This window comes from Streptomyces griseiscabiei (genome assembly GCF_020010925.1).
GTDB classification, from domain to species: Bacteria; Actinomycetota; Actinomycetes; order Streptomycetales; family Streptomycetaceae; genus Streptomyces; species Streptomyces griseiscabiei.
The window spans coordinates 3,994,122-4,018,419 of record NZ_JAGJBZ010000001.1 but is presented as its reverse complement, the minus strand read 5'-3'; the positions used below and the strand labels follow the sequence as shown (position 1 = coordinate 4,018,419).

Here is a 24,298-nt window from a genome sequence, read left to right as displayed (position 1 = left end):
GTGCGTCCGGGGTCAGGAGTCGTGGACGTGCTTCAGGTGGGTGCGGGCCTCGACCTTCTCCTCGGTGGCGACCTCCGCCCAGAAGCGGTGGCAGCTCACGAAGACCGCCAGTTCGCGCTCGCGCTCGCGGAGCTTCTCGACCTCGGCCTGTTCGTCGGGCGTCCAGCCCGGGGAGGCGGGGCGCTCGATCTTCCGCCAGCCGTGGTCGTCACTGAATCCGTCCAGGGGCTCGACCGACCAGGGCAGCCGCTTCAGCAGTGCCAGGAGCTCGGCCCGGACCTGATGCAGCTCCTCCTGACCGGCGAGGAGGTCACTGGGGAAGTCATAGGTCTCAGCCACGCGGCAATGGTACGCCTGTTCGATTTTGGGATGCGAGTTCCTTCTGTCACTTCCGGAGTGACTTCATCCGAACGGGCGGATGGGCGGAGCCACCCCTTGGAGAGAGCCCCGAAACCCAAGCCCGGCCTTGGATATGGTCCCTTCCATGACCCTTGACGATCTCCGTGTCTTCGTCGCCGTCTGCCGGGCCGGGAGCCTCAGCGCGGTGGCCCGGGAGCTGGGCTGCACCCAGTCGGCGGTGAGCCAGCACGTACGGCGGCTGGAGCGGGAGGTCGGGGTCGGCCTGGTGGAGCGGCAGGCCCGGGGCGTCGTGCCCACCCGGGCCGGGCGGGTGCTCCAGGAGGCGGCGGCCGACGGCATCACCGGGCTCGACCTCGCGCTGCGCCGGCTGGCCGAGCTGGTGCGCGGCGACGGCGGGGTCGTACGGATCGCCACCGGCGGTACGACCGTGCGCCACTTCATGGCCCAGGGCATCGTCGACTTCCGGCGCTCCTACCCGGACGTGGGCCTGGAGTTCCAGACCGTACGGTCGAGCGCGGGCTGCCGCGACGCGCTCGCCGACCCGTCCCGGGACCTCGACCTGTCCTGGCTGACCCTGGGGCCCGCCGTCCGGGGCATCGAACAGCGGGCCGTGGCGGAGCTGCCCTGGGTGCTCGCCGTACGCGCCGACGACGAACTCGCCGGGCGGGAGCGGGTGGAGGGCGGGGAACTGGACGGGATGCGGCTCATCGGGCTGCCGGAGAACTCCACCTCGTACGCCCATCTCACCGCCGCCTACCGCGCGTTGGGTGTCACCGCCAGCCCCTCCGGCGCCGGGGTCGCCGACTGGGACACCGCGATCCTGCTCGCCGAACTCGGCGTCGGCCACGCCGTCGTCCCCGCCCTCCCGGGCTGGACCGGCCCCGACCGCCCCGGGCTGCGCTTCGTCCCGGTCCCCGATCTGCCTCCGCTCACCGTCGGCTGGGCCGTACGCCGCTGGGAGGCGCTGTCACCCCCGGCCCGCGCCTTCGCCGACACGGTGGCCCGGCACGCGGTACGGGTGGGGGGTGGGGTACGGGCGGTCCCGGAGGTCGCGGGCCCGGCCCAGGGCGCCGGCCCAGGGCGTTCGTTCAGTGGCCCGCCGCCCGCAGTTCCGTGACCACCTCGGTCGCCACCGGTGCCGGTACGCCGTGGCGGTCGGCCGCGCGGAGCAACGCGCCGCCGATCGCGTCCAGTTCGAGGGGGCGGCCGTTCTCGGCGTCGCGCTGCATGGAGGACTTGGTGGCGGGCGGGAAGGCGTCGTAGCGGCGGAGGGTCTCGGCCGGGTCCACGGGGGCGCCAGCGGCCGTGCTGATCGCCGCCGTCTCCTCGACCAGGGCGGCCAGCCGGTCGCGGTGGTGGGTGCGGATCTCGCCGAGAGGCACGCCGTGCCGGGTCGTCAGCAGGGCGAACGGGGCCAGGAACGACATCTTCGCCCACAGCACCGCCGTCTCGTCCGGCAGGACCCGGGTGCCCACGCCGGACCATTCCAGGGCCCCGGCAAGGGAGTTGAGGCGGCCGGGCGGGACGTCGTCGCCGGTCAGGTCGACCTCCGCGAAGGGGCTGCCGTGTTCGATGACGCCCGGGGCGACACGGGTCGACTCGACGCGGATGGCGGCGGGGGCGACGGGGACGGCGCCGCCGTAGTGGGCGCGGAGGGCCGCCGGGTGCTCGACGCCGTTCAGGAACGGGACGACCAGGGTGTCGGGGGTCAGGTGCGCCGCCGGGAGCCGGTCGAGGGAGGCGGCGAGGGTCGTGTGCTTGACCGTGATCAGGGCCGCGTCGACCGGTTCGCGGAGTTCGGTGGCGGTCTCCACGCGGGCGGTGAACTCGCCGAAGCGGGCGCTGCCGATCCGGATGCCGGTCCTGTCCAGGGTCTCCGCCGTGGCCTCGCCGGCCAGGCAGATCACCCGGTTTCCGGCGCGGGCGAGCAGGGCGGCGAGCAGGCCGCCCACGCCGCCGGGGCCCAGTACCGCCACCGTGAGCCGTTCGTTCGTCATGGTCCCCTCGTTTCCGCCGGCCGGGTCGGGCCGGCCCCGTGATGATCACAAGGGGCGGAAGGAGGAGTCAATCCTCGGGTGAACTTGCCGTCCTCCAAGAGATCGCTTGGAGGACTGGATGACCTGGGGACGGACGCGCGAGACTGGGGTCATGTGCCGCAGTATCAAGACGCTCCGCCCGCCCGTCCTGCCGGAAGAGGCCACCGAGGACGACATCCGGGCCGCCGCTCTCCAGTACGTCCGCAAGGTCTCCGGCTTCCGCGCGCCCGCCGAGCACAATCGTGAGGTCTTCGAGCGGGCGGTGGACGCGGTCGCCGAGGCGACGGCCGAGCTGCTGGCCGATCTGGAGGTACGGGGCGCTTCGCGGCGGGCCGGATAGGGGTGAGTGCGTTGGCTTGTCGGGTGCGGCGGCGGGTGCGTCGTCGGGTGCGGGCCCGGTGGGGCTTCTCGCGCAGTTCCCCGCGCCCCTGAAAGTGGCCTGCGGCCCTTTCGGGGCGAAAAGCAAGGGGCGCAGCCCCGGCTTTTCAGGGGCGCGGGGACTGCGCGACAGCCCCCACCGGACCCGCACCCGCCGACGCACCCCGTACCCCCGAGCTATGAGGCGCCCGCCCGGCAGAGCTACGACGCACCCGGCGCGGCGGCGCAGCCGGACCGTGGTGGGCGCATGAAGTACGCCGCCGCAGCGCCCGCGCCGAAGAGCGCGGCCAGCGAGACCGCCGTGGCGAGCCACGTGGGGCCGAGCCACTGCGCGCCGAAGTAGCCGAGGGCGACGCTGTACGCGGCCCAGGCGAGACCGGCGACGGCGGACCAGGGGAGGAAGTCGCGGGCGCGATGGCGAGCCGCGCCGGCGCCGAGGGAGACGACGGAGCGGCCGGCGGGGGCGAAGCGGGCGACGACGACCAGGAAGCCGCCGCCCCGGGCGAGCGCGGCGCCGAGACGTTCCTGCGCGGTCGTCAGCCGGCGCGAGCGGGCGATGGCGCGGTCCAGCCGGGCGCTGCCCCGCCAGGCCAGCCGGTACGCCACCAGGTCACCGAGGACGGACGCGGTCGCCGCCGAGAGCATCAGCACCAGGATGTCGGGCACCTCGCGGGCCACACCCGCCGCCGTCTCGGCCGCCGCCGCGGTCGCCACGGCGACGACCAGGACACCGCTCGGGAGCACCGGGAGGAACACGTCCAGCACGATGGACACGCCCACGACGGCGTAGATCCATGGGCCGGCGGCCAGCCAGCCCAGACTCTCAAGCACCGAACACTCTCCTGTTTTCCCCCGGCGGCACGGTGACCCGTGACAGCCGAACAGCGTACGCCCCGGGTATGACAGACGGCTCACAGGGGCTCATGTGTCCGTCACACCGTGTTCATCGGGGCCGCGGGAGGGGTGGCAGGAGAGGGCGGCGGCGGGAGAGGCCGGGCCGGCCGGTCCCGGCGTGGGTCAGGCCGCCACGGGGGACTTGCTCGCGGCGGTGCTGCCGGCGGACGCGGACTGGCGCCTGGCGAGGAACTGGTCCAGGCCGAGCGCGCCGGAACCGGTGAAGATCAGCAGGAACATGGCCCAGCAGAAGAGGGCCGCGCCCTCACCGCTGTTCTCCACCGGCCACAGGGCCTGCGGCTGGTGGACCTTGAAGTACGCGTAGGCCATCGAGCCCGAGGCGATGAACGCCGCCGCGCGGGTGCCGAGGCCCAGCATGACGAGGGCGCCGCCGACGAGTTGGATGACGGCCGCGTACCCGCCGGGCCAGTCGCCGGCGGAGACGGTGCCGCCCTGTCCGTCCGCGCCGCCGAGGACACCGAAGAGGGTCTTGGCGCCGTGGCAGGTGAAGAGCAGGCCGATGACGATGCGGAACAGTCCGAGGGCGTATGGCTGGGCGCTGTTGAGGCGTCCGGTCATAGTGGGGGACTCCTTCGGTAGTGACCCGGCCCTTGTGGGGCCGGTGGGGACGGTTATTACCGGTGAGTCACACGTTAGGCAGGCCTAATCAATGCTTGCAAGTTCAACATTTGGCCAGCTCTTTGCTTGATCCTGAAGGGAGTTCGCGGGTGTCGTCGCACGTAGAACCGCTCGCGCCACCGCATCCGCGTCGGAAAGCGTGACCGAATCCACCCCTGGCCGCGCACCCGCCGCCGTCACCCAGTGCACGCCCTCCGTGGGAACCCCGAACGCGAACCGCCTTGCATGCGCGGCACCTTGACGGTCTATCAGGTGATACGGCCGAGGCGTCACGTCCAGTCCGCCCGTCTCGTACCCGTCCGTCCGGTGCGGACGGCACCCTCCCGCCGCCAGCAGCCCGGCGAGCAACGCGTCCGCCGTGCGGCGCAGATCGGGCTCCGGGAGACGCGCCTCGATCACCGTCGTCACCCGCGTCTGCGACCCCGGCACGTCGGGTGAGCGCGCCAGCCACGCCCCGTCCGCCGGGCGCACCTCGACTCGCGGGCCGAGCACGGTCAGTACGCCCGCCTCGATCAGCGCGGCCATCTCCTCGATACGGCTGCGGGGCGGGCCGATCGACAGGAACGCGTTCAGCGGTGTGTACCACCGGTCCAGATGCTCCCGGCGCGACGACCCCGCCAGCCCGCCGTGGTCCACGATCAGCCGCAGCTCGTTGCGCAGGTCCCGCAGCACGTCCAGCGCGGACTTCGCCGGCCCCTCGACGTTCCCGAGCGCCGCCTGCGCCGCGTCCTCCCGCAGATACCCCAGCAGCCACCCCCGCCAGTCCGCCGTGTCCGTGAACTCCCGCCCCGCGTACGGCCGCGACACCCGGTCCCAGGACCACCGCTCCGCCTGGGCGACTCCGAACTCGTCGAGAACGGCGCTTTCCCGGGGCGACCGGTGAGGGGCGGCGAGGAAGCGGTCACGGAACGGGGCCCGGGAGCCGCCACGGCGTGCCGAGCCCGCCAGCACGCCCTCGTAGTAGACCGTTTCGACCTCCTTCGCGACCAACGGCCATATCTCCGCCAGGAAGTCGGGTGCCTCGCCGGAGTCCGCGCGTTTACGGAAGGCGGCGATGACCTCCGGGGTGAGCACGAGCGGGGTGTGACGGCCGTACGGCCCCTTGGCGTTGTCGCCGCGTGCCTGGTACGGGACACCGCGCCGGGAGCCGGCGTAGAGGCGGGGCTCGCGGCCGGAGGGCTCGTAGCGCAGGGCGCCGGGTGTTCCCGTCCCGGCGTCGCGGTCGTGTACGAAGCGTCCGCCCCGGCCGGTCGTCAGCAGGGCCATGTGGTCGAAGAAGTTGAGGCCCAGGCCGCGCAGCAGGACGGGTTCGCCGGGGGCGACGGGGGAGAGGTCGAGGTCGGCCGGGTTGGCGGGCGGGACGTGGCGCAGGCCGTGCCGGGCGGCGTACGCGGTGAGGTCGCGTTCGGCCCGGTCCGGGAGGGTGGGGAGATGGCCCTGGGTGAGGACCACGGCGGCCAGGCCGGTCAGGACGCGCCCGGTGGCGAGCGTGAGCCGCTGGCCGCCGTCGGGGGCTTCGTCCAGGCGGACCGCGCGGGTGCCGTGCACCTCGACCCGGATCCCGGGCGGCGCGCCGCGCACCACCTCGGCGAAGACCCACTCCAGATAGCGGCCGTACCGGGCCCGGGTCGGATAGTCGTCGGGCCCCAACTCCGGTGTTCCGCCCGGCTCTTCCGGCTGCAGGGCCGCCCACTCGTACAGACTCGGGCCCGGTCGTGTCGGGCCCGAGCAGTCCACGCTGTCGTCGGTGAAGAGGGTGACCTGGGAGGCCACCGTGTTCATCAGCAGGTGGGGGGACTGCGCGGTGCGCCAGACCTGGCCGGGGCCCGGCGGTGCGGGGTCGACGACATGGACGGTCAACCGGGTGCCGGGGGCGAGCAGTTCGGGGGCGGAGGCGCAGAGGCGTTCCAGGACACTGGTGCCGCGGGGGCCGGCGCCGACGAGCGCGATGCCGATGTCACTGCCGATGTCACTGATCCCTGGGAAACCTGGAAAATCCGACAAGGGGGTAACTCCCGTGCGTGTGGGGCGCATCGTGGGGCGCGGTGCGGCGGACCGCCCGCCGGGAAGCGGACGGTCCGCCTCATCATGCCGCCGTGCGTCACGGGAACGGAGCCTTGAGCCCCTTCGGACGCTCCAGGTGTGGGATGCCTCACGAGCAACTCGGACAACAGGGGTAACAAGGGGCGCCAAGGGGTGACAACCGTGCGCAATGGGTTCAAGGATGGCCTCAGGGGGCGGGCTCAGGGGGTGAGCGTCGACTCCGAGCGTGTCTCCAGGCGGGCCTTGCCGCCCCGCCTGGCCCGCGCGCGGTCGAGCCGCAGCCGCGCCGAACGGCCGTGCAGCGTCAGCGTCATGAGGTGGTTGCCGAACCAGGGGCCGCCCGTCCTGCGCCAGTCGATCGACGGCCGCTCGCCCCGCCCGTGCCGTCCGAACCACCGGCCGAGCGCCCGCCCCGTGCCGCTCCAGCCGAAGCGGAAGCCGAGCCTTATCGAGAGCGGGATGGAGTTGTGCACGGGGGAGCAGGTGAGCTGGAGCACGCGGGCGTCCGGGCCGCGTTCCGGCCAGGACGGTTCGGCGATGTACGCGTGGTGCACGTCGCCGGAGAGCACGAGGACGGTCGCCGGGGCGTCGCCGCCCGAGCCCGCCTCGGCGACGAGCCGGGTCAGCGACTCGAAGGAGGCGGGGAACGCCGCCCAGTGCTCCAGATCGGCGCCCTGGCGCAGCTTCTCCCCGAACCGCGCCCAGCGGTCCCCGCGCTCGCCCCGGCACAGGGCGGCGCTCCAGGACTCGGCGTCGTGCACGAGATGCGGCAGCAGCCAGGGCAGGGAGGTGCCGATGAGCAGATGGTCGTACGAGCCGGGCGCGTCCAGGGCCTGGTCGCGCAGCCACCGCGCCTCGCCGGGGTCGAGCATCGAGCGGTCGCCCTCGGCGAGGACGCGCGCGGCCCGGGTGTCGAGCATCAGGACCCGTACCCGTCCGAAGTCCCGTCGGTAGCTCCAGCTGACCGAGGCCGGGTCCCGGTCGGCGCGGCAGGCGTGGGCGCGCAGCGCGTCCGTACCGTCCGGGGTGGCGCGTACGGCGGTGTGGACCGGGTCGGCGGCCAGTTCGGCGGGGGAGAGGTTGCCGAGGTGCTGGTGGACCCAGTACGACATCAGTCCGCTCAGGATGCGCTCGCGCCACCAGGCGGTGGCCCGCATGCCCTCCAGCCAGGCCTCGCTGGTGTTCCAGTCGTCGATGACGTCGTGGTCGTCGAAGATCATGCAGCTGGGGACGGTGGAGAGCAGCCAGCGGATCTCCGGGTCGAGCCAGGACTCGTAGTAGAGGTGGGTGTACTCCTCGTAGTCCGCGACCTGGTCCCCGGGCGGGTCCGTCAGGTCCCGGCGGGCGGCGAGCCACTGGCGGGTGGCCCCGGAGGTCTCGTCCGCGTAGATCTGGTCGCCGAGGAGGAGGAGCACGTCGGGCCGCTCGGTCCCCGGTTCGGCGGCGAGCCGGGCCGCCAGGGTGTCGAGGGCGTCCGGGCCCACCGGGTCGGGTTCGCCGCCGGGCGGCGCGGCCCAGCGGCAGGAGCCGAAGGAGACCCGGACGGCGTCGCCCTCGACCGGGGTGCGGATCTCGGAGGGCGGGAAGGGGGAGTCCGGCGGGGGCCACACGGGGGTGCCGTCGAGGAGGACCTCGTACGCCGAGGCCGTGCCCGGGGCGAGGCCCGTCACCGGGACGAGCGCGTAGTGGTGGCCGGCGATCTGGAAGGTCCTGGCCTCGCCCCGTCCGCCGCCGGCGCAGCGGACCTCGGCGACGCACGGACGGCTCGCCTCGACCCACACGGTCGCGGACGAGCCGTCCACATATCTCAGCAGTGGTCCAAGGCGCAGACCCGCCATGAGCGATCACCCACCCCTTTCTGGTCGGCTTCGCCTCCGGGGCGCTTCAGCCGGTGTCGGGACGGCGATCGTGCTCACCCTCCTCCGTCGCCCCGTACGGTACGGAACGGCGGAGGGAACGGGGAGGTTCCGGACCACTTTCTCTCGGGGGTGTCAGCAGTTCGCGAGGTAGCTGGTGAGGGCGCTCTTCTCGGCGGAGTCGACCGCGAGGTCGTAGTAGTACTTCACCTGGACCCAGGCGCGGACGTAGGTGCAGCGGTAGGACGTCACCGACGGCATCCACTCGGCGGGGTCCTGGTCGCTCTTGGCCTGGTTCACGTTGTCCGTGACGGCGATGAGCTGCGGGCGGGTCAGGTCGTTGGCGAACGCCTGGCGGGTGGCGCTGCTCCAGGAGTCGGCGCCGGAGTCCCAGGCCTCGGCCAGCGGCACCAGGTGGTCGATGTCCAGGTCGGAGGCGGCGGTCCAGGTGGCGCCGTCGTACGGGGAGTACCAGCTGCCGCTGGTGGCGGCGCAGGCGGAGCTGGTGACGACGTTCGTACCGTCGCGCTTGAGGACCGTCTCGCGGGTGTTGCAGGTGCCGCTGATCGTGATCCAGTGGTTGAACAGGTCCCGGTCGTACCCGGTGCGGTCCTCGGCCGCGACGGTGAGGGTGGCGAGGTAGGAGCGGGCGGTGGACGCGCTGACGGGGGTGGGCAGCGCGGCGGAGGCGGTCGGAGCGTTGAAGAGCGCGGCGGAGGCTATCAATCCGCTGAGCGCCGCGAGTATGCTGACTCGTCGACGCGCGTAGAACCTGCGCATGGGAACTCCTTGTGGGGCCGGGGGTTTTGGGGAGCGGGCGATTGAAGGGTCGCGTCGCGGCGTTACCGGCGGGTGTGCGTCTGGTGAGAAGTTAGTGACGTGTTCATGACACGGCAAGAGGTATGGCTGTGATGGGGGCGCGCGGGTGCGCGGGGGCGCGTGTCGTCTGCGGGTGCGTGGGGCTTCTCGCGCAGTTCCCCGCGCCCCTGAAAAGCCGGGGCTGCGCCCCGTGCTTTTCAGGCCCGAAAGGGCCGCAGGCCTCTTTCCGGGGCGCGGGGGAACTGCGCGACCAGCCCTCACCGGCGCGTACCATGGACCCCGCAGAAGGGGAGTAGCTCTTCGCCGGACCGTCGACATACTGCTCAGCTCGTCTGAGCCGGCGCCCGGAGGCGGGCCCCGTGGACCGGGGTCGCGCCAGCGAGACCTTCGGCAAAGCAGTGCACGTCCGTGCCGTCCGGCGCGGACGCATCGTGTGCTGCCGTGCCGAGGTGTCGCGTCAGCGGATGATTTCTCTCGGTGGGGCGGCCCGACCGATTGAGGAACCTTGATCAGCATCAGTGTCACGGCGCTCGTCTTCGGCGTCGTCTTTCTCGCCGAACTCCCCGACAAGACCGCCCTCGCCGGCCTCGTCCTCGGCACCCGCTACCGCGCCTCGTACGTCTTCGCCGGCGTCGCCGCCGCCTTCGCCGTCCATGTCACGCTCGCCGTGGCCGCGGGCAGCGTCCTCACCCTCCTGCCGCAGCAGATCGTGCACGCGCTGACGGGCGTGCTGTTCCTGGGCGGCGCGGCGGTGCTGCTCATGAAGAAGGACGAGGGCGAGGAAGAGATCCGGCGGCCCGAGGACCAGAGCTTCTGGAAGGTCTCGGGGGCGGGCTTCATGCTCATCCTGGTCGCCGAGTTCGGGGACCTGACGCAGATCATGACCGCGAACCTCGCGGCCCGGTACGACGATCCGCTCTCCGTCGGACTGGGTGCGGTTCTCGCCCTGTGGACCGTGGCGGGCCTCGGCATCGTCGGCGGAAAGGCGCTGATGAAGCGGGTGCCGTTGGGGCTGATCACCCGGATCGCCGCCGTACTGATGACGGGGCTCGGTGTGTGGAGTCTGTGGGAGGCCGTGGCGGGATGAGTGAGCGGGACGGGTGAGGGGGTGGCGGGGCCCCGCATTGTTTTGTACCGTAGGGAAACAAAGTGGCTCCCGCCCGCACTCCCTGACCGGTGGGCGGGGCCGCCTTGTCCCTCCGGGCCGCCAGCCGCCTCACCGGGTGCGACCGTCCGCGGCCCTCGTTTCGCGCCTTGGAGCTGCCGATGACGGCCACCACCGTTCTGACCGCCCGCGCCCTCCTGCTGGACATGGACGGCACCCTCGTCAACTCGGACGCCGCCGTGGAGCGCGTCTGGCGGCGCTGGGCCGAGCGGCAGGGACTGGACGGCGCCGAGGTCATGAAGGTGGTGCACGGCCGCCAGGGCTACGCCACGATGGCCGTCCTGCTGCCCGAGCGGCCCATGGCGGAGAACCTCGCGGACAACGCGCGGATGCTGGCCGAGGAGACCGCCGACGTGGACGGCGTCGTGCCGATACCCGGCGCTCCCGAGTTCCTCGCGTCCCTCGTCACCGGCGCTGTGCCGCACGCCCTCGTGACCTCGGCGGACGTCGCCCTGTCCACGGCACGGATGGCCGCCGCCGGGCTGACCCTGCCCGAGCTGCGCGTCACCGCCGAGTCGGTCGGCGCGAGCAAGCCGGACCCCGAGGGCTTCCTCAAGGCCGCCGCGGAACTGGGCGTGGCCCCCGAGGACTGCGTCGTCTTCGAGGACTCCGAGGCGGGCATCGCGGCCGGGCACGCGGCGGGGATGCGGGTCGTGGGCATCGGGGAGCGCGCGGGGGCGTACGCGCCGGACGTGGTGGTGCCCGACCTGACGTCGGTACGCGTGGAGGTGGGCGAGGGCGGGGCGATTCGGCTGTACGTCGGGGCGTGACGGGGGCCGGTGACGGGGAGACGGCCGCCGTCGCGACCGGCGGGACGGTGCCGCCTCCCCCGGGGCTCACCCAGTGCCCCTGGTGCCCCTGGTGCCCCTGGTTCCCCCGGAACCCCGGCGGCCCCTCACCGGCGGCCGAGCACCTCCGTCAGCCGGGTGAAGCCGTCGGAGCCGTGGCCCTGTGCGATGGCGCGGCGGACGAAGCCCTCGGCGGAGCGCATGACGCTCGCGTCGATGCCGTGGGACTCGGAGACCTGGACGACGTGGGTCATGGTCGACAGGGCCGAGGTGAGCGGGTTGCCCTCGCCGGAGTGGCGGCCGCTGTCCACCTCCTTCGCACCCTCCTCGAAGAGCGCGGGAAGGATCGCGGCGATCCCCTGGGCGAACGGTGTCAGCTCCACCGCGCCGACCCCCTCCGCCCGGGCCAGCGCCAGCGCGTGCGTATAGCCGGCGATCGAGGTCCAGAAGAGGTCGAGCAGCGCGATGTCGTACGTCGCCGCCCGGCCGATCTCCTCGCCGAGATGGGTGTGGGCGCCGTTCAGCGCGTCCAGTACGGGCCGGTGGGCGCGGTACAGGTCCGCCGGGCCGCTGTAGAGGAAGACGCCGTCCGGGGTGCCGATGGTCGGGGTCGGCGTCATGATCGCCCCGTCCAGGTACTCCACGCCGTGCTCGGCCGCCCAGGCGGCGGTGGAGCGGGCGCGGTCCGGGGTGTCGGCGGTCAGATTGACCACCGTGCGGCCCTTGAGCGCCCCGGCGACCGCCGGAGTGCGCAACACCGCGTCCGAGGCGTCGTAGTTGACCACGCAGACGACGGTCAGCGCGCTCGCGGCCACCGCCTCCTCGGCCGACCCGGCGCCGACCGCGCCGCGCGCGGCCAGCTCCCCGTCGCGGCCCGGCGTACGGTTCCAGACGGTGGTGCGCAGACCGGCGTCCAGAAAGGCGCCGGCCAGGGCCCGGCCCATCGGGCCCAGGCCGAGTACGGTGACGGTGGGGGCCTTGGGCTGTGCGGTGTGTACGGGCATGACTCGGTGACTCCTGTGGGAAGTTGACTGGTCCGTCCGTCGATTCGTGACGACGGCGAACGGGGTGAAGGGGGAGCGGGGATGAGGCGCGGACGTGCCCAGGACCCGAACGTGTGCGGGGTGACCGCGGCGATCGCCGTGATCGAGGGGAAATGGAAGACGTCGCTGCTGTGGCTGCTGGAGTCCGGTCCGCACCGCCCGGGTGAGCTGCGCCGGCTGCTGCCGGGACTCACCGAGAAGGTGCTGACCCAGGCGCTCCGCGAGATGGAGACCGACGGGCTCGTGCACCGGGAGGTGCACGATGTGCTGCCGCTGAAGACCGTGTACTCCCTGACCCCGTTCGGCCGCGAACTCTCCGAGGCGCTGGGGCCGTTGTCGGACTGGGGGCATCGGCGGCTGGAGACGCTCACCGAGACCGACGGCAACCGCCTCACCCGCCCGGTCTCCTGAAGATGCGCCATATGCGTCACATGCGTCACATCAGCGGCATCGCCGTCCTCGTCCTTGTCCTCATCCTCGTCTTCCGTCCCTGGTAGGTGTCGTGCGGCACGTCGGCCGCTCCCTCACCACAAGGGTCTCCCGGTGCCGTCCGCCCGCCAAGTACCCACAAAAAGGTGGGTACTCATGTGAGGGAGGGGCGCCCGGACATGAGTCCGCCCCCGCTGGGCGGCGGGGGCGGTGGGGCGGGGAGAGCGGGGCGTCAGGCCCCGGTCTTCGGGCCCGTCTGCTGGAGGACCTCGAAGGACCAGACGGTCGAGTCGGTGGCGGCCGGCTTGGGGCGTTCGCCGCCGCCCTGGTGGGCCTGCTTCATGGGGCCCTCCATCCACGCCTGGAAGGCGGCCTCGTCGCGCCAGCGGGTGTAGACGAGATAGTCGTCGGTGCCCTCGACGGGGCGCAGCAGCTCGAACCACTCGAACCCGTCGGAGTTCTCGACCACCCCGGCACGCGAGGCGAACCGCTTCTCCAGTACCTCGCGCTGCTCGACAGGGACCGTGAGGACGTTGATCTTGACGATGCTCATGGCCTCATCCTGCATCACCCGGGACGAAGGGGCGCCGGCCGACCCCCGTCCGCGCCGGCCGATCCCCCTCCGCGGCGATCGGCCCCGTCGCTCACGGCTCCTTCGTCTCGGACTCCAGGCGCTCCCGGGTGATCAGGCCGTAGACGCCCGGCTCGTCCATGCCCTTGGTGATGCCGCGGTCGTCCTGGTAGTCGAGGACGGCCTGTTCGACCCGGCTGTCGAAGTTCTGGTCGATGTCGCCGTCGTAGAAGCCCAACTGGCGCAGCCGGAGCTGGAGTTCGGTGACCTCGGGGTCGTCGTCGCCGAGGCGGAGGGTCTTGGGGACCACCAGCCGGCTGTTGTTCGACTCGTCCGCGCCGGCCGCCGACGAGCCGGTGGAGGCGGAGGCGCTCGGCGCGCTCGGCGACGGGCTCGCCGAGGCGGAAGCCGAGGGCGATCCGGACGGCTCCGTGGGCGAAGGGGAGGAGGACGCGGTCCGCGAGGGGCTCGGCGACGCGGCACCGCCGTCCGGCGGCACCGGTGCGGGTGCCTCGCCGCCGCCCTTCGCGGACGGTTCCACCGGCGAAGCCGCCCCGTCGGGCGAGGTGTCCGGCACGCTCGCCCGCAGATCGTCCGGGAGCGCCCGGTCCCGCTCCGGGGCGTTGTACGAGAACAGTCCGCTCGCGAATCCGGCGGCGGCCATCACCGCGGTGGCGGCGGTCCCGGCGAGGGCGATGACGAGTCCCGCACGGCGGCGCCGCCGGCGGGCGGTGGCCGTCGACGCGGCCCGCCCCGCCGACCGTGACCCGCTGCCGCCGGGGTCCCGGGCCCACCCGGGCCTCCCGCCCCTTCGGCCGAACGTCCGCCCGCTCGCCGGGTCCGGCCCGGTCGCGGCCGTCGTCGGGAGCGCGGTCGTCGGGGGCGTCAGGGGCGTCAGAGCCGTCGTGGCCGCTGTCCCGGGCGCCGCCGTGGTCACCGGCAGGGCGATCGTCGAGGCCTGGTCGGGGCCCGGTGTGTCGCCGCCGGGGGCCGTGGGGTGCGGCGGGCCGCCGGGGCGTCCCTGGTTCTCGTGGCCCAGCTCCACGTACGGGCGTATCCGGAGGGGGTCGAAGTCCTCCGCGGCCGCCGCCTCGGCCGTACGCGCTTCGAGAAGGGCCTCGGACGCGCGGCGGCCGCACACGCAGGACGGCGTGCCGTCCGAGGCCCTGGGTGTGGAGCATTCCGGGCATATGTGACTGGTCGGTTCACTCACGTGTCGTTCCTCCCCGCGAAGACTCCAGAGTTTAAGCAAACGGTCCCCACAGAATCTCCCAGGCGCCCCGGGAATCCAGGGTTCCGGAACGCCTCGGCAATGGTTCGACAGGCCATAACCGGTCACACCGACCACGATGGGATGGACATGGAGGAAGAGGACGGGCAACAGGGAGAGGAAGAGGAGACCGAGGGCGCCGTACGAGGCCCCCGGCCCTCGGGAGGTCCGATGACCGACGACACCGGCCACGACGCCGAGCACCGCACCGGCCGTGCCGCCGGCGGTGGTGGCGACGAGCCCGCGAACACCGCCGGCGGCGCCGCTGCCGCCGTCGGCCGTACACCCCCGCCCGGGGCCCGTGGCCATGGCGTTCCCACTCCGGAGGGGGTGCCCGGCGGGGTGCTGGTCTCCATCGGGGCCCTGCTCCTCGGGATGCTGCTGGCGGCGCTCGACCAGACGATCGTGTCGACGGCGCTGCCGACGATCGTGAGCGATCTCGGCGGACTGGAGCACCTGTCGTGGGTCGTCACGGCGTACATGCTGGCCGCCACGGCGGCGACCCCGCTGTGGGGGAAACTCGGCGACCAGTACGGCCGGAAGCGGCTGTTCCAGACGGCGATCGTGATTTTTCTCATCGGGTCGGCGCTGTGCGGCGCGGCGCAGGACATGCCCCAGCTGATCGCGTTCCGGGCCCTGCAGGGGCTCGGCGGCGGCGGGTTGATGGTGCTGTCGATGGCGATCGTCGGCGATCTCGTGCCACCGCGCGAACGCGGGCGCTACCAGGGACTGTTCGGCGCGGTCTTCGGAGCGACGAGCGTGCTCGGGCCGCTGCTCGGCGGGCTGTTCACCGAGCATCTGAGCTGGCGCTGGGTGTTCTACGTCAACCTGCCCGTCGGCGCGGTCGCGTTGCTCGTCATCGCCGCCGTGCTGCACATCCCGCGCAAGGCCGAACGGCATGTCATCGACTACCTCGGCACCTTCCTCATCGCCTCCGTGGCCACCTGTCTGGTGCTGGTCGCCTCCCTCGGCGGCACCACCTGGGACTGGAACTCACCGCAGATCATCGGCCTCTGCGTGCTGGCCGCGCTGCTCGTCGCCGTCTTCGTGGCCGTCGAGCGGCGGGCCGCCGAACCCGTGCTGCCCCTCAAGCTGTTCCGGGTCCGCACCTTCACCCTCTCCGCCGTGATCAGCTTCGTCGTCGGCTTCGCGATGTTCGGCGCGATGACCTATCTGCCGACGTTCCTCCAGGTCGTGCACGGTGTCTCACCGACCATGTCCGGTGTGCACATGCTGCCGATGGTGTTCGGGCTGCTGCTCGCCTCGACGGTCTCCGGGCAGATCGTCAGCCGTACCGGCCGCTGGAAGGTGTTCCCCCTCGCCGGTACCGGCGTCACCACGCTGGGCCTGCTGCTCCTGCACCAGCTCGACGCGGACAGCGGCGACGGCGAGATGAGCGCCTACCTCTTCGTCTTCGGAACCGGGCTCGGCCTCGTCATGCAGGTCCTCGTCCTCGTCGTGCAGAACGCCGTCTCCTACGAGGATCTCGGCGTCGCCACCTCCGGCGCGACCTTCTTCCGGTCCATCGGCGCCTCGTTCGGCGTGGCCGTCTTCGGCACGGTCTTCGCCGGGCACCTCGGCGACAAGCTCACCGACGCCCTCGACGGGACCCGGCTCCCGTCCGGCGTCACCGTGGAGGGACTGAAGTCCGACCCGCGGGAGATCGCCGAACTCCCGGCCGCGCTGCGCCCCTCCGTCCTCGACGCGTACGCCTCCTCCATCACCGACGTCTTCGTCTACGCGGCCCCGGTCGCCCTCCTCGGCTTCGTCCTCGCCTGGTTCCTGCGCGAGGACCGGCTGCGGGCCTCCGTGACGGCGCCCGACGCCACCGAGACACTCGCCAGCAACCCGGTCGAGCGGTCGTCGTACGACGAGGTGTGCCGGGCGCTGTCGGTGCTCGGGTCCCGGGAGGGCCGCCGCGAGATCTACCGGAAGATCACCGCGCGGGCCGGCTACGACCTGCTGCCCGCCGCGAGCTGGCTGCTGCTGCGCATCCGGCGGTACGGCTGGGCCGAACCCGCCGTCCTCGCCGAGCGCAGCGCCGTCCCGCTCGATGTGATCATGGCCGCGACCCGGCAGGTCGAGGAGCGGGGCCTCGCCCGCCGTGACGGTATCGACCTCGTCCTCACCGACAGCGGCCACCGGGCCGCCGACCGGCTCGCCCAGGCCCGCGAGGACTCCCTCGCCGAACTCCTCGGCGACTGGTGGGGCCCCGACCGCCCCACCGACCTCGTCCGCCTCGTCGGGGAACTCAACGCCGAGCTGTGCGGCTCGGACGCGGAACGCCCGCACGCCGAGGGCGCGATCAGGCGCCTGCCGACGACCCCGCTGGCCTCCGACACCCCTCGGACCCCGCCGACCCAGCCGCCCACCGCCCCCACGTCTACGTCAGCTTCTTCGTGAACCAGTGGTCCGCGTACGCGTGGTCGTTGTGCGGGGCGCTCTCCTCGTAGCCGAGCCGGGCGTACAGGGCGCGGGCCTCGACCAGGTCCTCGCGGGTGTCGAGGACGATCCGCTCGGCACCGAGCGCGCGGGCCGCGTCCTCGGCGGCCGTCACCAGGGGCCCGGCGCCGCCCCTGCCGCGCGCCCGCGCCAGCAGGAACACCCGCTTCAGCTCGGCCGTCGCGGAGTCCAGCAGCCGCACCCCCGCCGTACCGACCGGCTCGCCGCCGTACCGCGCCACCAGCAACACCCCGCCGGGCGGCGCCAGATACTCCCCGGTGTCCGCCGCGACCTCCCGCTCCAGCTCGGCCGGGTCCGTGGCACGCCCCTCGTGCAGCAGATACCAGCGGTCGCTGACCTCCGTGTAGTACGCCCGCCAGAGCGCGACGGCGACGGGGGAGTCGTGGGGCTCGGCGGCCACGGACCAGGTGTGGTTCATGGCGGTCATTGTCGGGAGCGGGGGCGGGCGCCCCGCAAACGATTTACGCCGCCGCTCTCCTTGCCGCTCTCCTTCCCGCTCTCCTTCCCGTTCTCTTCGTCTCTCTTCGTCCTCGCCCCACGCGCTTGCCGTTTGAACGAACGGGTTCGGGCAACCCGGTGCCAAACGGCCGAGGGGGTGAGGCGCCCCGGGCCGAGGACTCTGGAAGGCATTCATGTCCACAGGCTTGATCATCGCTTTGATCGTGATCGTGGCGGCCGTGGTCGTTGTCGCGGCCGTCCTGACCCAGCGCGCCCGTGGCGGCGCGGCCGGCGGCGGCTCGCTGAAGCGGCGCTTCGGACCCGAGTACGACCGGACCGTGACCCGCCATGACGGCGACGAGCGGGCCGCCGCCCGGGAACTCGCGGAGCGGGTGAAGCGGCACGGCTCGCTGGAGAAGCGGCCCCTGCCGAGCGCGGAGCGCGAACGGTACGAGTCCCGCTGGGCCGCCGCCCAGGAACGCTTCGTCGACTCGCCCCGTGAGGCGGTCGCCGAGGCGGACCGGCTGCTCGCCGAGGTGGCCGGAGCACGCGGCTTCCCGGACGACGGCCGGTACGAGACCCAGTTGGAGGCGCTCTCCGTCCACCACGCCCACCATGTGCACGGCTACCGCCGGGTGCACCTCGCGGCACACACCACCGGCGACGACGGCCGGGGCGGCGCGGGCAACGGCAACGGCACCGTCCCCGGTGCCGGTACCGAGGAGATGCGCGAGGCCATGGTCGAGGCCCGCGCCCTGTTCGAGGACCTGGTGACCGCGGACCGCCGGGACGCGCGGGCGGACCGCGACGGCACCGCCGGGCGCGAGGTCCCGGCCCACCGTGACGGTACGGCCGCCGACGGCCGCCACCGGTCCCATCTGCCATGGGCGCTCACCAGGCGCCACGCGAAAGGGAGTTGAGGGGGATGACCGACGACATGACGAGGGGCGAGGGCATCCGCGGACACGGTCCGCGTGAGCCGCGGGAGGCCGACGCGCGGCGGGACGGGAGGAAGGCCGAGGGCGGCGCGACACCACCGGACACCACGACCGCCGCGGGCGCCACGGGCACCCATGCCGCGGTGGTGCCCGGCGAGGACGCCAGGGCGGCCCGCACGGGGGACCGGACCGCGGTCCCCGGCGCCCGCACGAGGGCACCCGGAACCGACACGGGCCCCGGCCCGGTGGCCCGGGAGGACCATGTGAAGGCCCCCGGGAGGGGCGGCGCCCCCTCCGGATCCGGATCGTCGCTCCTGTCCCACGACGAGTCCGACAAGCTGACGGCACGGCTGCACCACGCGGTCGGCGGCTTCGTCGACGAGCCCCGGTCGGCGGTCGAGGAGGCCGACCACGTCCTCGAAGAGGCCACCGCCCACCTCACCGACGTACTGGCCCGCCGCCGCCGCACCCTCCGCGCCGCCTGGCACCCCACCGACGACGACCGCGCCACCCCCACCGACACCGAACAGCTCCGCCTCGCCCTGCGCGACTACCGCGAGCTGACGGAACGCCTGCTGCGGCTCTGACACCGCGCTCGACACTTCTGGACGAGACCGCGCCCCGGGTCGTACCCCGGGGCGCGGTCTCCTGTGTCGTCTGCCGCGTGGACGGGCGGTGCGGCGCCTGTGCGAGGCCGTCGTCGGTCAGCCCTCCTGACGCTCCGGTCCCTCCCGCCCCTCCCGCCACCGCCGTACGATCTCTTCGACGTCGTACGGCTTGAGGCCGAGCGGTGGGCCCGGTGGGGGGCGGTACATCATGGTGCGGATCTTGGTGTTGATTTCGGTGATGATCTTGCGGACCGCGTGTTCGGACGGGGCGTCGGCGGCGGTGGTGAGGGCGTCCTCCGCCTCCTTGCGCAGGGCCAGGGCGGGGGGTAGGACGGAGAGGCCTTCGCGGGCCATCTTCCGTTTGATCCACCAGAGTTCGTCGTAGGTGGAGTCGTCGCCCTCCAGTGGGCGGCCGACGCCGGGGAGGGTCTTGAAGTCGCCGCGCGCCTCCGCGTCGCGGATCTGTTTGTCGACGAAGGACTCGAAGCTGACACCGGGGGGCTTTCGCTCGGTCATGGGTCCATTGTGCCGGAGCCCGCACAACAGGACGATCCGGCGATTTATCATGCGGCGGCGGCGTGCCAAACGTGCCGTGCGCAGCGACAATTGGAGTTTGACCCGTTAGGAGCGGTACGTGCTCGAACTCACCATGGCCTCGGTCTCCGAGGCGGACGCCGGGGCGACGGCCGGCATGCAGATGGCCGACGCGCCCAGCGAGCCGGGCGGCGTGCTCCGGGTGGGCCGCGATCGGGCGGTGTGCCGGCTCGCGACACCCGACGACTGGCTCTTCGTCTCCCGGGTGCACCTGGAGTTCCTGTGCGCCCCGGACGGGAGCTGGCAGGTCACCTGGCTGCGCGGCTCGCACGCCGACCCCTCCTCCGAGGTGCGGCTGACCCTGCTGGGCCACCAGCCCTCACCGCTGCCGTACGGCGGCACCGCGAAGCTCCCGCACGGCGGCTCCGGTGAACTGGTCATCTACGACCGCACGAGCCCCCGCAGCGTCAACGTGGGCTTCTACCACGAGGCCTGACGGGAGCCGCGTCGGCGGGCGGCGCGGTCAGTCCAGGACCCGGGCCAGGGCGAAGCCGTCGTACCCCTTGGTGCCCACCGTCTGGATCGCCGTGCCGCTCAACTTCGGGTGGGAGGCGATGAGTTCGAGGGCCGTTCGGGTGCCGACGACGTCGGGCTCGGTGGTGCCGGCGTCGGCGACCCGGCCGCCGCGGACGACGTTGTCGACGACGAGGACGCTGCCGGCCCGGGTGAGCCGCAGGGCCCACTCCACGTAGTGCGGGTTGTTGGCCTTGTCCGCGTCGACGAAGACCAGGTCGAAGGGCTCGGGGTTCTCGTCGGCCAGCTTGGGCAGCGACTCCAGGGCCGGGCCGACGCGTACCTCCACGAGGCCGTCGAGCCCGGCGTGCGCGAGGTTGCGGCGGGCGACCTCCGCGTGCCGGGCGCTGTACTCCAGGGAGATCAGCCGGCCGTCGGCGGGCAGCGCCCGGGCCAGCCAGATGGTGCTGTAGCCGCCCAGGGTGCCGACCTCCAGGATGCGGCGGGCGCCCTGGATCTGGGCGAGGAGCTGCAGGAACTTGCCCTGGTTGGCGGCGACGTCGATGGCCGGGAGCCCGGCCGCCGCGTTCTCCCGCAGTGCCGCCTCCAGGGCCTCGTCGTTCGGGGCGAGCTGGGTGGTGAAGTAGGCGTCGACGTCGTCCCAGGTCCGCGACTCGCTCATGTGGATGTGCCTCCCGCGCCTTGTTCATTAGAGCAGCTAAGTAGGTGTGCTAATGAATATAGGCGCGGGGCGGGGCCTCTGTCAGCGGTTCCCGGATGTGTCGCGGTCCTGCGGACCGGACTTCGGGTCCACCGGGGGCGACGGCGCTGCCAGGGCTTCCGGAGTCACCTGTGCTCCCGGAGTCCCCGGCGCCCCCGGCGCTCCCGGTCCCCATGGTGCTCCCGGCGGGTACGCCCCCGGCGGCATGAAGGCCGCGCCCGGCGGGGGCACGGGCGGCAGTTGCCGCTTCGCGTTGCGCATGAGCACGATCGCGACGGCCACCGCCTTGATCACCAGCGCGGCCATGCCGATGCCGAACCACACCAGCCACTCGGGCATGCCCCACAGGGTCTGCATCTCGTCCACGTGGATGACCTTTCGATAGGGGTCGTCGGCCGCGGCCCGCCGCAGCGTGTGATCGCCGGAGATCCGTTCCGGCTGCGGGAAGCTCTGCTCGACGGCGGTCAGGAAGTCCGTGCCGCCCGCGGTGAGTTCGCCGAGCGCGCCGCCGGGTGCGCCGAGCCGTCCGGCGAACGTCACCTCCGGCTCGTCCCCGCCGATCGCGGAAGCCGGCTCCATCCGGTGCTCGGCGAGGACGTACAGGCCGAGGGCCTGCGGAGTGGTGGCCAGCCGGGACAGCCGCATCGGATAGACGAGCTCGTCGCTGGCGAAGGTGAGGTGGAGGGGGTCCAGGGTGCCGGAGAGCGGTACGTCGCCGGCGCCGCCGGCGCTCCCCGTGCCCTCGGTCGCCCCCGTGCCCTCGGTCGCCCCCGTGCCCTCGGCCTCCTCCGTGTCCGGGGCCGGGGCCAGCCGGATCGCCACGTACTCCCACTTCAGCCGGACGTACGGCTCCAGCGCCGCGTCCAGCCGGTCCGGGAGCGCGAAGCCGTTGTCGTCCAGCCAGTCGCCGAGGGCGCCGGAATCGGTGGCGGTCAGCCGGGCCACGTCGAACGGGCCGAGCCGCTCGCGGCCGACGACGTCCACCGGGGGCCGCGGGCCCCCGGGCGCCGCGTCGCCCGCCATGCCGTCGCTCTCGAACATGTCGAACGGCCAGTCGTGCGAACGCGGCCAGTAGTACTCGCGCTTCTCGTACACCGGCGCGGTCTCCTCGGCGAGCCGGTCGAAGAGGGCCGCGTCGCCCAGCCGCACCGTCGCCCGGTTCGGCACCGGCATGATCCAGGCGGCCGTACGGGCGTCCCCCGAGACCGTCAGGCTCATCACGATCTGTTCCTCGCGGCCGTCCCAGCGCACCACGGACGCCTCACGGTTCACATACATGCTCCGCTGGTCGCCCGGGACCATCGCGCCGCAGCCGCAGGCGTACGCCGGTGCCACGAACGAGGCCAGTTGAAGCCCCAGCAGAGCGAGGACGACCACCAGCAGTCGTCCGCGCGCCCCGCGCCCTTCGCGCACCCGATCCGCCGGGCGCACGCGCCCCCGTACCGAACCCCTCATCCCCCGTGCCTTCCCGCCGTGCAAACGTGCCGACGGCCATGGTTCCAGGTGTTTGTCAGTGGCCTGTCACAACTGCACCTGTGATGTGCATCTGTGACCCCGTCGTGCCGTCGAGGGCGCGGGCGGCCGTCCGCGCACTATCGTCATCCGGACAAAACAGCGGCGACTCCCGGGTGAAGAGGGGGTTGCCCGCGTCTCACGACCGGGACGGTGCGAGCCTTCTCGTAGGGGACGTCGACGGGGCGGGAGGACGACAGCGCGTGGCGACGGAGCAGAGCGGACCGGGCGGCGCCGTGGGCAGGGGAGCGACGGCGGCGAGACTGGGGACCGTCCGGGCCCTGCTGTGGCTGTTCGCCGGCATCCTGGCGGTGCGGCAGATAGCGGTCGTGCTCGGCACGCCCAGGGGCGACCGGCTGACGGATCTGGAGACCTGGGTCGGGCCCAGCGGAGTCCTGCACGTGAACGGCTCGCTCTACGACTCGACACAGTTCACCGGGACCCCGTTCGGCGGCCTCGTCCTCAAGCCCCTCACCCGGACGGCCGAACAGGCGCTGGGCTGGGGCTGGACCTTCGGCACCCTCCTGCTGGTCGTCGCCCTCGGCCTGGTCGCCGCCCGCGCCCTGCCCCAGCCGGTGACACGCCGTACGGCCCTTCTCGCGGCCCCGGTCGCCGTCACCCTGCTGATGCTGTCGCTGCCCGTGCGCAACACGCTGTACCTGGGCCAGACCAGCATCATCCCCGTCCTGCTCGTCCTCGCGGGCTGCTTCGCGGTCCGGGGGGAGCGCCTCAGCGGGGCCTGCATCGGGCTCGCCGCGGCCTTCCAGCCGACCGTGCTGCTGTTCGTGCCGCTGCTGTGGTTCACCGGGCGCAGGCGGGCCGCCGCGAGCACCGGGACCACCTTCGCCGGGGCCACCGCACTGGCCTGGGCCGCGATGCCGCACGACTCGTACACCTACTGGGTGCACCACCTCGCCGGCGTCGGTCTCGGCGGACGGGCGGACGATCTCGCCAACCAGTCGCTGCACGGCGCGCTGCTCCGGCTCGGCCTCGAAGGCCCGCTGGAGATCGCCGTCTTCTTCACGCTGGCCGCCGCCGTCGCCGTCCTCGGCATGCGGCGGGCCATCCGCTACGCCCGCGACGGACAGCTGCTGCTCGCCGTCGCGCTCACCGGCTGTGTGGCGGTCGCCGTCTCGCCCACCTCCTGGAAGCACCAGCTGCTGTGGGTGCTGCTCGCGGTCGTCGGCCGGGTCGGTACGAAGGCCTCGTCGCGGTACGTCTGGCCGGTCGCCGTCGTCCTGGTGATGACGCTGCCCGCGAAGATGATGGTGCCGAACGCGGGCCTCCTGCACCCGGTGCGTGACAACGTCGTCCTGCTGGCCGCGCTCGCCGCCGCGCTCGTCGTGCCGTTCCTCTCCCGCACCTCGGAGTACTACCGGGCGCCGATCCCCACCGCGTACGCCCCGAAGGCGGAGACCCGCTTCAGCTGGGCCCCGCTGCTGCGCCGGGTGACGACCCGTCCGAACCTGCTCCTCGAACTGCTGCTGATCCGGGTCACGTACGCCGTCTACCAGCGCACCCGGCTGGAGGCCACCGGCAGCCGGGCCGCCGCCGAGGAGCACGCCGGGCAGATCCTCGCCGTCGAGAAGGCCCTGTTCCTCGACATCGAGCACTGGGTCAACCACACGGTCGTCGGGATCGGCTGGCTGCGGAGCTTCTTCGACTTCTACTACACCTCGTTCCACTTCGTGGTCCCGCTGACCGTCCTCGGCCTGCTCTACTGGCGCCGCCCCGCCGACTACCGCTGGGCCCGCACGGCCATCGGCCTCACCACGCTCCTCGCGCTCGTCGGCTTCTTCCTCTACCCGCTGGCGCCGCCGCGCCTGATGCCCGGCCTCGGCATCGTCGACACCGTCAACGGCGTCCAGGACTTCTCCCGGCCGGACTACGGCAAGCTCACCGAACTCACCAACCAGTACGCGGCGATGCCCTCCCTCCACTTCGGCTGGTCCCTGTGGTGCGGCCTCACCATCGCGATCGTCGCCCCCCGGGTGTGGATGAAGGTCCTCGGCCTGCTCCACCCCTTCTTCACGGTCCTGGCGATCGTCGCGACCGGCAACCACTGGGTCCTGGACGCGGTGGGGGGCGCGGCGGTCGTGGGCGCGGGCTTCGGTCTGACGTACCTCCTGACCGGGCCGCGCACCACCGCGCCCCGCCAGGAGCGCGGGGAGCCGCGCGAGCGGCCACCGACGGCGGACGGACTCGCGACGGCCGCCCGGCGCCACGGCGCGGGAGCGGACGGGGACGACGGAGGCAGGGGCGGGGCGTAGGGGTGCGGCT

Annotated in this window: 24 protein-coding genes; 10 read left to right on the top strand and 14 right to left on the bottom strand. The window is 73.0% G+C overall.

Annotation, left to right across the window (positions count from 1 at the left end; genetic code table 11):
- Nucleotides 1-12: 12 nt before the first annotated feature.
- A complete protein-coding gene (locus J8M51_RS17545; RefSeq protein WP_086758214.1) occupies nucleotides 13-339 on the bottom strand; it encodes a hypothetical protein in 327 nt (108 codons plus the stop codon).
- A 145-nt stretch (nucleotides 340-484) separates the two neighbouring features.
- Here J8M51_RS17545 and J8M51_RS17540 point away from each other — a divergent pair, with 145 nt between their 5' ends.
- On the top strand, nucleotides 485-1,477 hold the full coding sequence (locus J8M51_RS17540; RefSeq protein ID WP_086758212.1) for a LysR family transcriptional regulator: 993 nt from the start codon (nucleotides 485-487) through the stop codon (nucleotides 1,475-1,477).
- On the opposite strand, the gene J8M51_RS17535 is transcribed toward J8M51_RS17540, so the two are convergent.
- A complete protein-coding gene (locus J8M51_RS17535; RefSeq protein ID WP_086758210.1) occupies nucleotides 1,449-2,357 on the bottom strand; it encodes a ketopantoate reductase family protein in 909 nt (302 codons plus the stop codon). The genes J8M51_RS17540 and J8M51_RS17535 overlap by 29 nt on opposite strands.
- Before the next feature lie 151 nt (nucleotides 2,358-2,508).
- Here J8M51_RS17535 and J8M51_RS17530 point away from each other — a divergent pair, with 151 nt between their 5' ends.
- Entirely contained in the window at nucleotides 2,509-2,736 is a 228-nt protein-coding gene (locus J8M51_RS17530; RefSeq protein ID WP_086758208.1) for a DUF2277 domain-containing protein, read from the top strand.
- A gap of 239 nt (nucleotides 2,737-2,975) precedes the next feature.
- Here the strand turns inward: J8M51_RS17530 and J8M51_RS17525 are convergent, their stop codons facing one another.
- From J8M51_RS17525 to J8M51_RS17505, 5 genes are all read right to left on the bottom strand, one after another.
- On the bottom strand, nucleotides 2,976-3,605 hold the full coding sequence (locus J8M51_RS17525) for a DedA family protein (RefSeq protein ID WP_086757061.1): 630 nt from the start codon (nucleotides 3,603-3,605) through the stop codon (nucleotides 2,976-2,978).
- 186 nt (nucleotides 3,606-3,791) lie between these two features.
- Entirely contained in the window at nucleotides 3,792-4,247 is a 456-nt protein-coding gene (locus J8M51_RS17520; RefSeq protein ID WP_086757063.1) for a DoxX family protein, read from the bottom strand.
- A gap of 84 nt (nucleotides 4,248-4,331) precedes the next feature.
- Complete coding sequence (locus J8M51_RS17515) at nucleotides 4,332-6,311, bottom strand: FAD/NAD(P)-binding protein (protein ID WP_086757065.1); 1,980 nt, start codon at nucleotides 6,309-6,311, stop codon at nucleotides 4,332-4,334.
- A gap of 239 nt (nucleotides 6,312-6,550) precedes the next feature.
- Nucleotides 6,551-8,188: an alkaline phosphatase D family protein gene (locus J8M51_RS17510; RefSeq protein ID WP_086757068.1), complete on the bottom strand. Its 1,638-nt coding sequence runs from the start codon at nucleotides 8,186-8,188 to the stop codon at nucleotides 6,551-6,553.
- 153 nt (nucleotides 8,189-8,341) lie between these two features.
- Entirely contained in the window at nucleotides 8,342-8,986 is a 645-nt protein-coding gene (locus J8M51_RS17505; protein WP_086757070.1) for an HNH endonuclease family protein, read from the bottom strand.
- A 544-nt stretch (nucleotides 8,987-9,530) separates the two neighbouring features.
- On the opposite strand from J8M51_RS17505, the gene J8M51_RS17500 reads away from it, so the two are divergent.
- Nucleotides 9,531-10,112: a TMEM165/GDT1 family protein gene (locus tag J8M51_RS17500; RefSeq protein ID WP_086757072.1), complete on the top strand. Its 582-nt coding sequence runs from the start codon at nucleotides 9,531-9,533 to the stop codon at nucleotides 10,110-10,112.
- Nucleotides 10,113-10,291: 179 nt separating this feature from the next.
- A complete protein-coding gene (locus tag J8M51_RS17495; RefSeq protein ID WP_086757074.1) occupies nucleotides 10,292-10,960 on the top strand; it encodes an HAD-IA family hydrolase in 669 nt (222 codons plus the stop codon).
- Between the two features lie 125 nt (nucleotides 10,961-11,085).
- Here J8M51_RS17495 and J8M51_RS17490 read toward each other — a convergent pair whose 3' ends face one another.
- Nucleotides 11,086-11,982: an NAD(P)-dependent oxidoreductase gene (locus tag J8M51_RS17490; protein WP_086757076.1), complete on the bottom strand. Its 897-nt coding sequence runs from the start codon at nucleotides 11,980-11,982 to the stop codon at nucleotides 11,086-11,088.
- Between the two features lie 81 nt (nucleotides 11,983-12,063).
- Between J8M51_RS17490 and J8M51_RS17485 the strand changes: the two genes are divergently transcribed.
- The gene (locus J8M51_RS17485; RefSeq protein ID WP_267299271.1) at nucleotides 12,064-12,432 is read left to right on the top strand and encodes a winged helix-turn-helix transcriptional regulator; all 369 of its coding nucleotides are present in this window, start codon (nucleotides 12,064-12,066) and stop codon (nucleotides 12,430-12,432) included.
- Between the two features lie 250 nt (nucleotides 12,433-12,682).
- Here the strand turns inward: J8M51_RS17485 and J8M51_RS17480 are convergent, their stop codons facing one another.
- Together J8M51_RS17480 and J8M51_RS17475 are read right to left on the bottom strand one after the other, a co-directional pair.
- Nucleotides 12,683-13,003, bottom strand: a complete 321-nt coding sequence (locus J8M51_RS17480; protein WP_086764993.1) for an antibiotic biosynthesis monooxygenase family protein — start codon at nucleotides 13,001-13,003, stop codon at nucleotides 12,683-12,685.
- A gap of 91 nt (nucleotides 13,004-13,094) precedes the next feature.
- Complete coding sequence (locus J8M51_RS17475) at nucleotides 13,095-14,234, bottom strand: peptidoglycan-binding domain-containing protein (protein ID WP_267299270.1); 1,140 nt, start codon at nucleotides 14,232-14,234, stop codon at nucleotides 13,095-13,097.
- Between the two features lie 228 nt (nucleotides 14,235-14,462).
- Between J8M51_RS17475 and J8M51_RS17470 the strand changes: the two genes are divergently transcribed.
- Nucleotides 14,463-16,694 carry an MDR family MFS transporter gene (locus tag J8M51_RS17470; protein ID WP_267299269.1) on the top strand — a complete coding sequence of 744 codons (2,232 nt, stop codon included), beginning with the start codon at nucleotides 14,463-14,465 and terminating at the stop codon, nucleotides 16,692-16,694.
- On the opposite strand, the gene J8M51_RS17465 is transcribed toward J8M51_RS17470, so the two are convergent.
- Nucleotides 16,675-17,172, bottom strand: coding sequence for a GNAT family N-acetyltransferase (locus J8M51_RS17465; protein ID WP_256965919.1), 498 nt, complete (start codon nucleotides 17,170-17,172; stop codon nucleotides 16,675-16,677). The two genes, J8M51_RS17470 and J8M51_RS17465, sit on opposite strands and share 20 nt — an antisense overlap.
- A 214-nt stretch (nucleotides 17,173-17,386) precedes the next feature.
- Between J8M51_RS17465 and J8M51_RS17460 the strand changes: the two genes are divergently transcribed.
- Nucleotides 17,387-18,112, top strand: a complete 726-nt coding sequence (locus J8M51_RS17460) for a hypothetical protein (protein ID WP_086760771.1) — start codon at nucleotides 17,387-17,389, stop codon at nucleotides 18,110-18,112.
- A 5-nt stretch (nucleotides 18,113-18,117) separates the two neighbouring features.
- Entirely contained in the window at nucleotides 18,118-18,717 is a 600-nt protein-coding gene (locus J8M51_RS17455; RefSeq protein ID WP_086760773.1) for a hypothetical protein, read from the top strand.
- A gap of 117 nt (nucleotides 18,718-18,834) precedes the next feature.
- Here J8M51_RS17455 and J8M51_RS17450 read toward each other — a convergent pair whose 3' ends face one another.
- The gene (locus J8M51_RS17450) at nucleotides 18,835-19,254 is read right to left on the bottom strand and encodes a DnaJ family domain-containing protein (RefSeq protein WP_086760774.1); all 420 of its coding nucleotides are present in this window, start codon (nucleotides 19,252-19,254) and stop codon (nucleotides 18,835-18,837) included.
- Between the two features lie 118 nt (nucleotides 19,255-19,372).
- Between J8M51_RS17450 and J8M51_RS17445 the strand changes: the two genes are divergently transcribed.
- The gene (locus J8M51_RS17445; protein ID WP_086760776.1) at nucleotides 19,373-19,768 is read left to right on the top strand and encodes an FHA domain-containing protein; all 396 of its coding nucleotides are present in this window, start codon (nucleotides 19,373-19,375) and stop codon (nucleotides 19,766-19,768) included.
- 27 nt (nucleotides 19,769-19,795) lie between these two features.
- Here J8M51_RS17445 and J8M51_RS17440 read toward each other — a convergent pair whose 3' ends face one another.
- Nucleotides 19,796-20,467 (bottom strand): O-methyltransferase, encoded by a 672-nt coding sequence (locus J8M51_RS17440; protein ID WP_086760778.1) that lies wholly within the window; start codon nucleotides 20,465-20,467, stop codon nucleotides 19,796-19,798.
- A gap of 81 nt (nucleotides 20,468-20,548) precedes the next feature.
- Nucleotides 20,549-21,961, bottom strand: a complete 1,413-nt coding sequence (locus J8M51_RS17435; RefSeq protein ID WP_086760780.1) for a DUF2330 domain-containing protein — start codon at nucleotides 21,959-21,961, stop codon at nucleotides 20,549-20,551.
- Between the two features lie 260 nt (nucleotides 21,962-22,221).
- Between J8M51_RS17435 and J8M51_RS17430 the strand changes: the two genes are divergently transcribed.
- Entirely contained in the window at nucleotides 22,222-24,288 is a 2,067-nt protein-coding gene (locus tag J8M51_RS17430; RefSeq protein WP_179203348.1) for a bifunctional glycosyltransferase 87/phosphatase PAP2 family protein, read from the top strand.
- Nucleotides 24,289-24,298: the final 10 nt, after the last annotated feature.

Coding starts and splice junctions, on each gene's coding strand:
- J8M51_RS17540 (WP_086758212.1), top strand. CDS start 485: ATGACCCTTGACGATCTCCGTGTCTTCGTCGCCGTCTGCCGGGCCGGG.
- J8M51_RS17535 (WP_086758210.1), bottom strand. CDS start 2,357: ATGACGAACGAACGGCTCACGGTGGCGGTACTGGGCCCCGGCGGCGTG.
- J8M51_RS17530 (WP_086758208.1), top strand. CDS start 2,509: ATGTGCCGCAGTATCAAGACGCTCCGCCCGCCCGTCCTGCCGGAAGAG.
- J8M51_RS17520 (WP_086757063.1), bottom strand. CDS start 4,247: ATGACCGGACGCCTCAACAGCGCCCAGCCATACGCCCTCGGACTGTTC.
- J8M51_RS17510 (WP_086757068.1), bottom strand. CDS start 8,188: ATGGCGGGTCTGCGCCTTGGACCACTGCTGAGATATGTGGACGGCTCG.
- J8M51_RS17505 (WP_086757070.1), bottom strand. CDS start 8,986: ATGCGCAGGTTCTACGCGCGTCGACGAGTCAGCATACTCGCGGCGCTC.
- J8M51_RS17495 (WP_086757074.1), top strand. CDS start 10,292: ATGACGGCCACCACCGTTCTGACCGCCCGCGCCCTCCTGCTGGACATG.
- J8M51_RS17490 (WP_086757076.1), bottom strand. CDS start 11,982: ATGCCCGTACACACCGCACAGCCCAAGGCCCCCACCGTCACCGTACTC.
- J8M51_RS17485 (WP_267299271.1), top strand. CDS start 12,064: ATGAGGCGCGGACGTGCCCAGGACCCGAACGTGTGCGGGGTGACCGCG.
- J8M51_RS17480 (WP_086764993.1), bottom strand. CDS start 13,003: ATGAGCATCGTCAAGATCAACGTCCTCACGGTCCCTGTCGAGCAGCGC.
- J8M51_RS17470 (WP_267299269.1), top strand. CDS start 14,463: ATGACCGACGACACCGGCCACGACGCCGAGCACCGCACCGGCCGTGCC.
- J8M51_RS17465 (WP_256965919.1), bottom strand. CDS start 17,172: ATGAACCACACCTGGTCCGTGGCCGCCGAGCCCCACGACTCCCCCGTC.
- J8M51_RS17460 (WP_086760771.1), top strand. CDS start 17,387: ATGTCCACAGGCTTGATCATCGCTTTGATCGTGATCGTGGCGGCCGTG.
- J8M51_RS17455 (WP_086760773.1), top strand. CDS start 18,118: ATGACCGACGACATGACGAGGGGCGAGGGCATCCGCGGACACGGTCCG.
- J8M51_RS17450 (WP_086760774.1), bottom strand. CDS start 19,254: ATGACCGAGCGAAAGCCCCCCGGTGTCAGCTTCGAGTCCTTCGTCGAC.
- J8M51_RS17440 (WP_086760778.1), bottom strand. CDS start 20,467: ATGAGCGAGTCGCGGACCTGGGACGACGTCGACGCCTACTTCACCACC.
- J8M51_RS17435 (WP_086760780.1), bottom strand. CDS start 21,961: ATGAGGGGTTCGGTACGGGGGCGCGTGCGCCCGGCGGATCGGGTGCGC.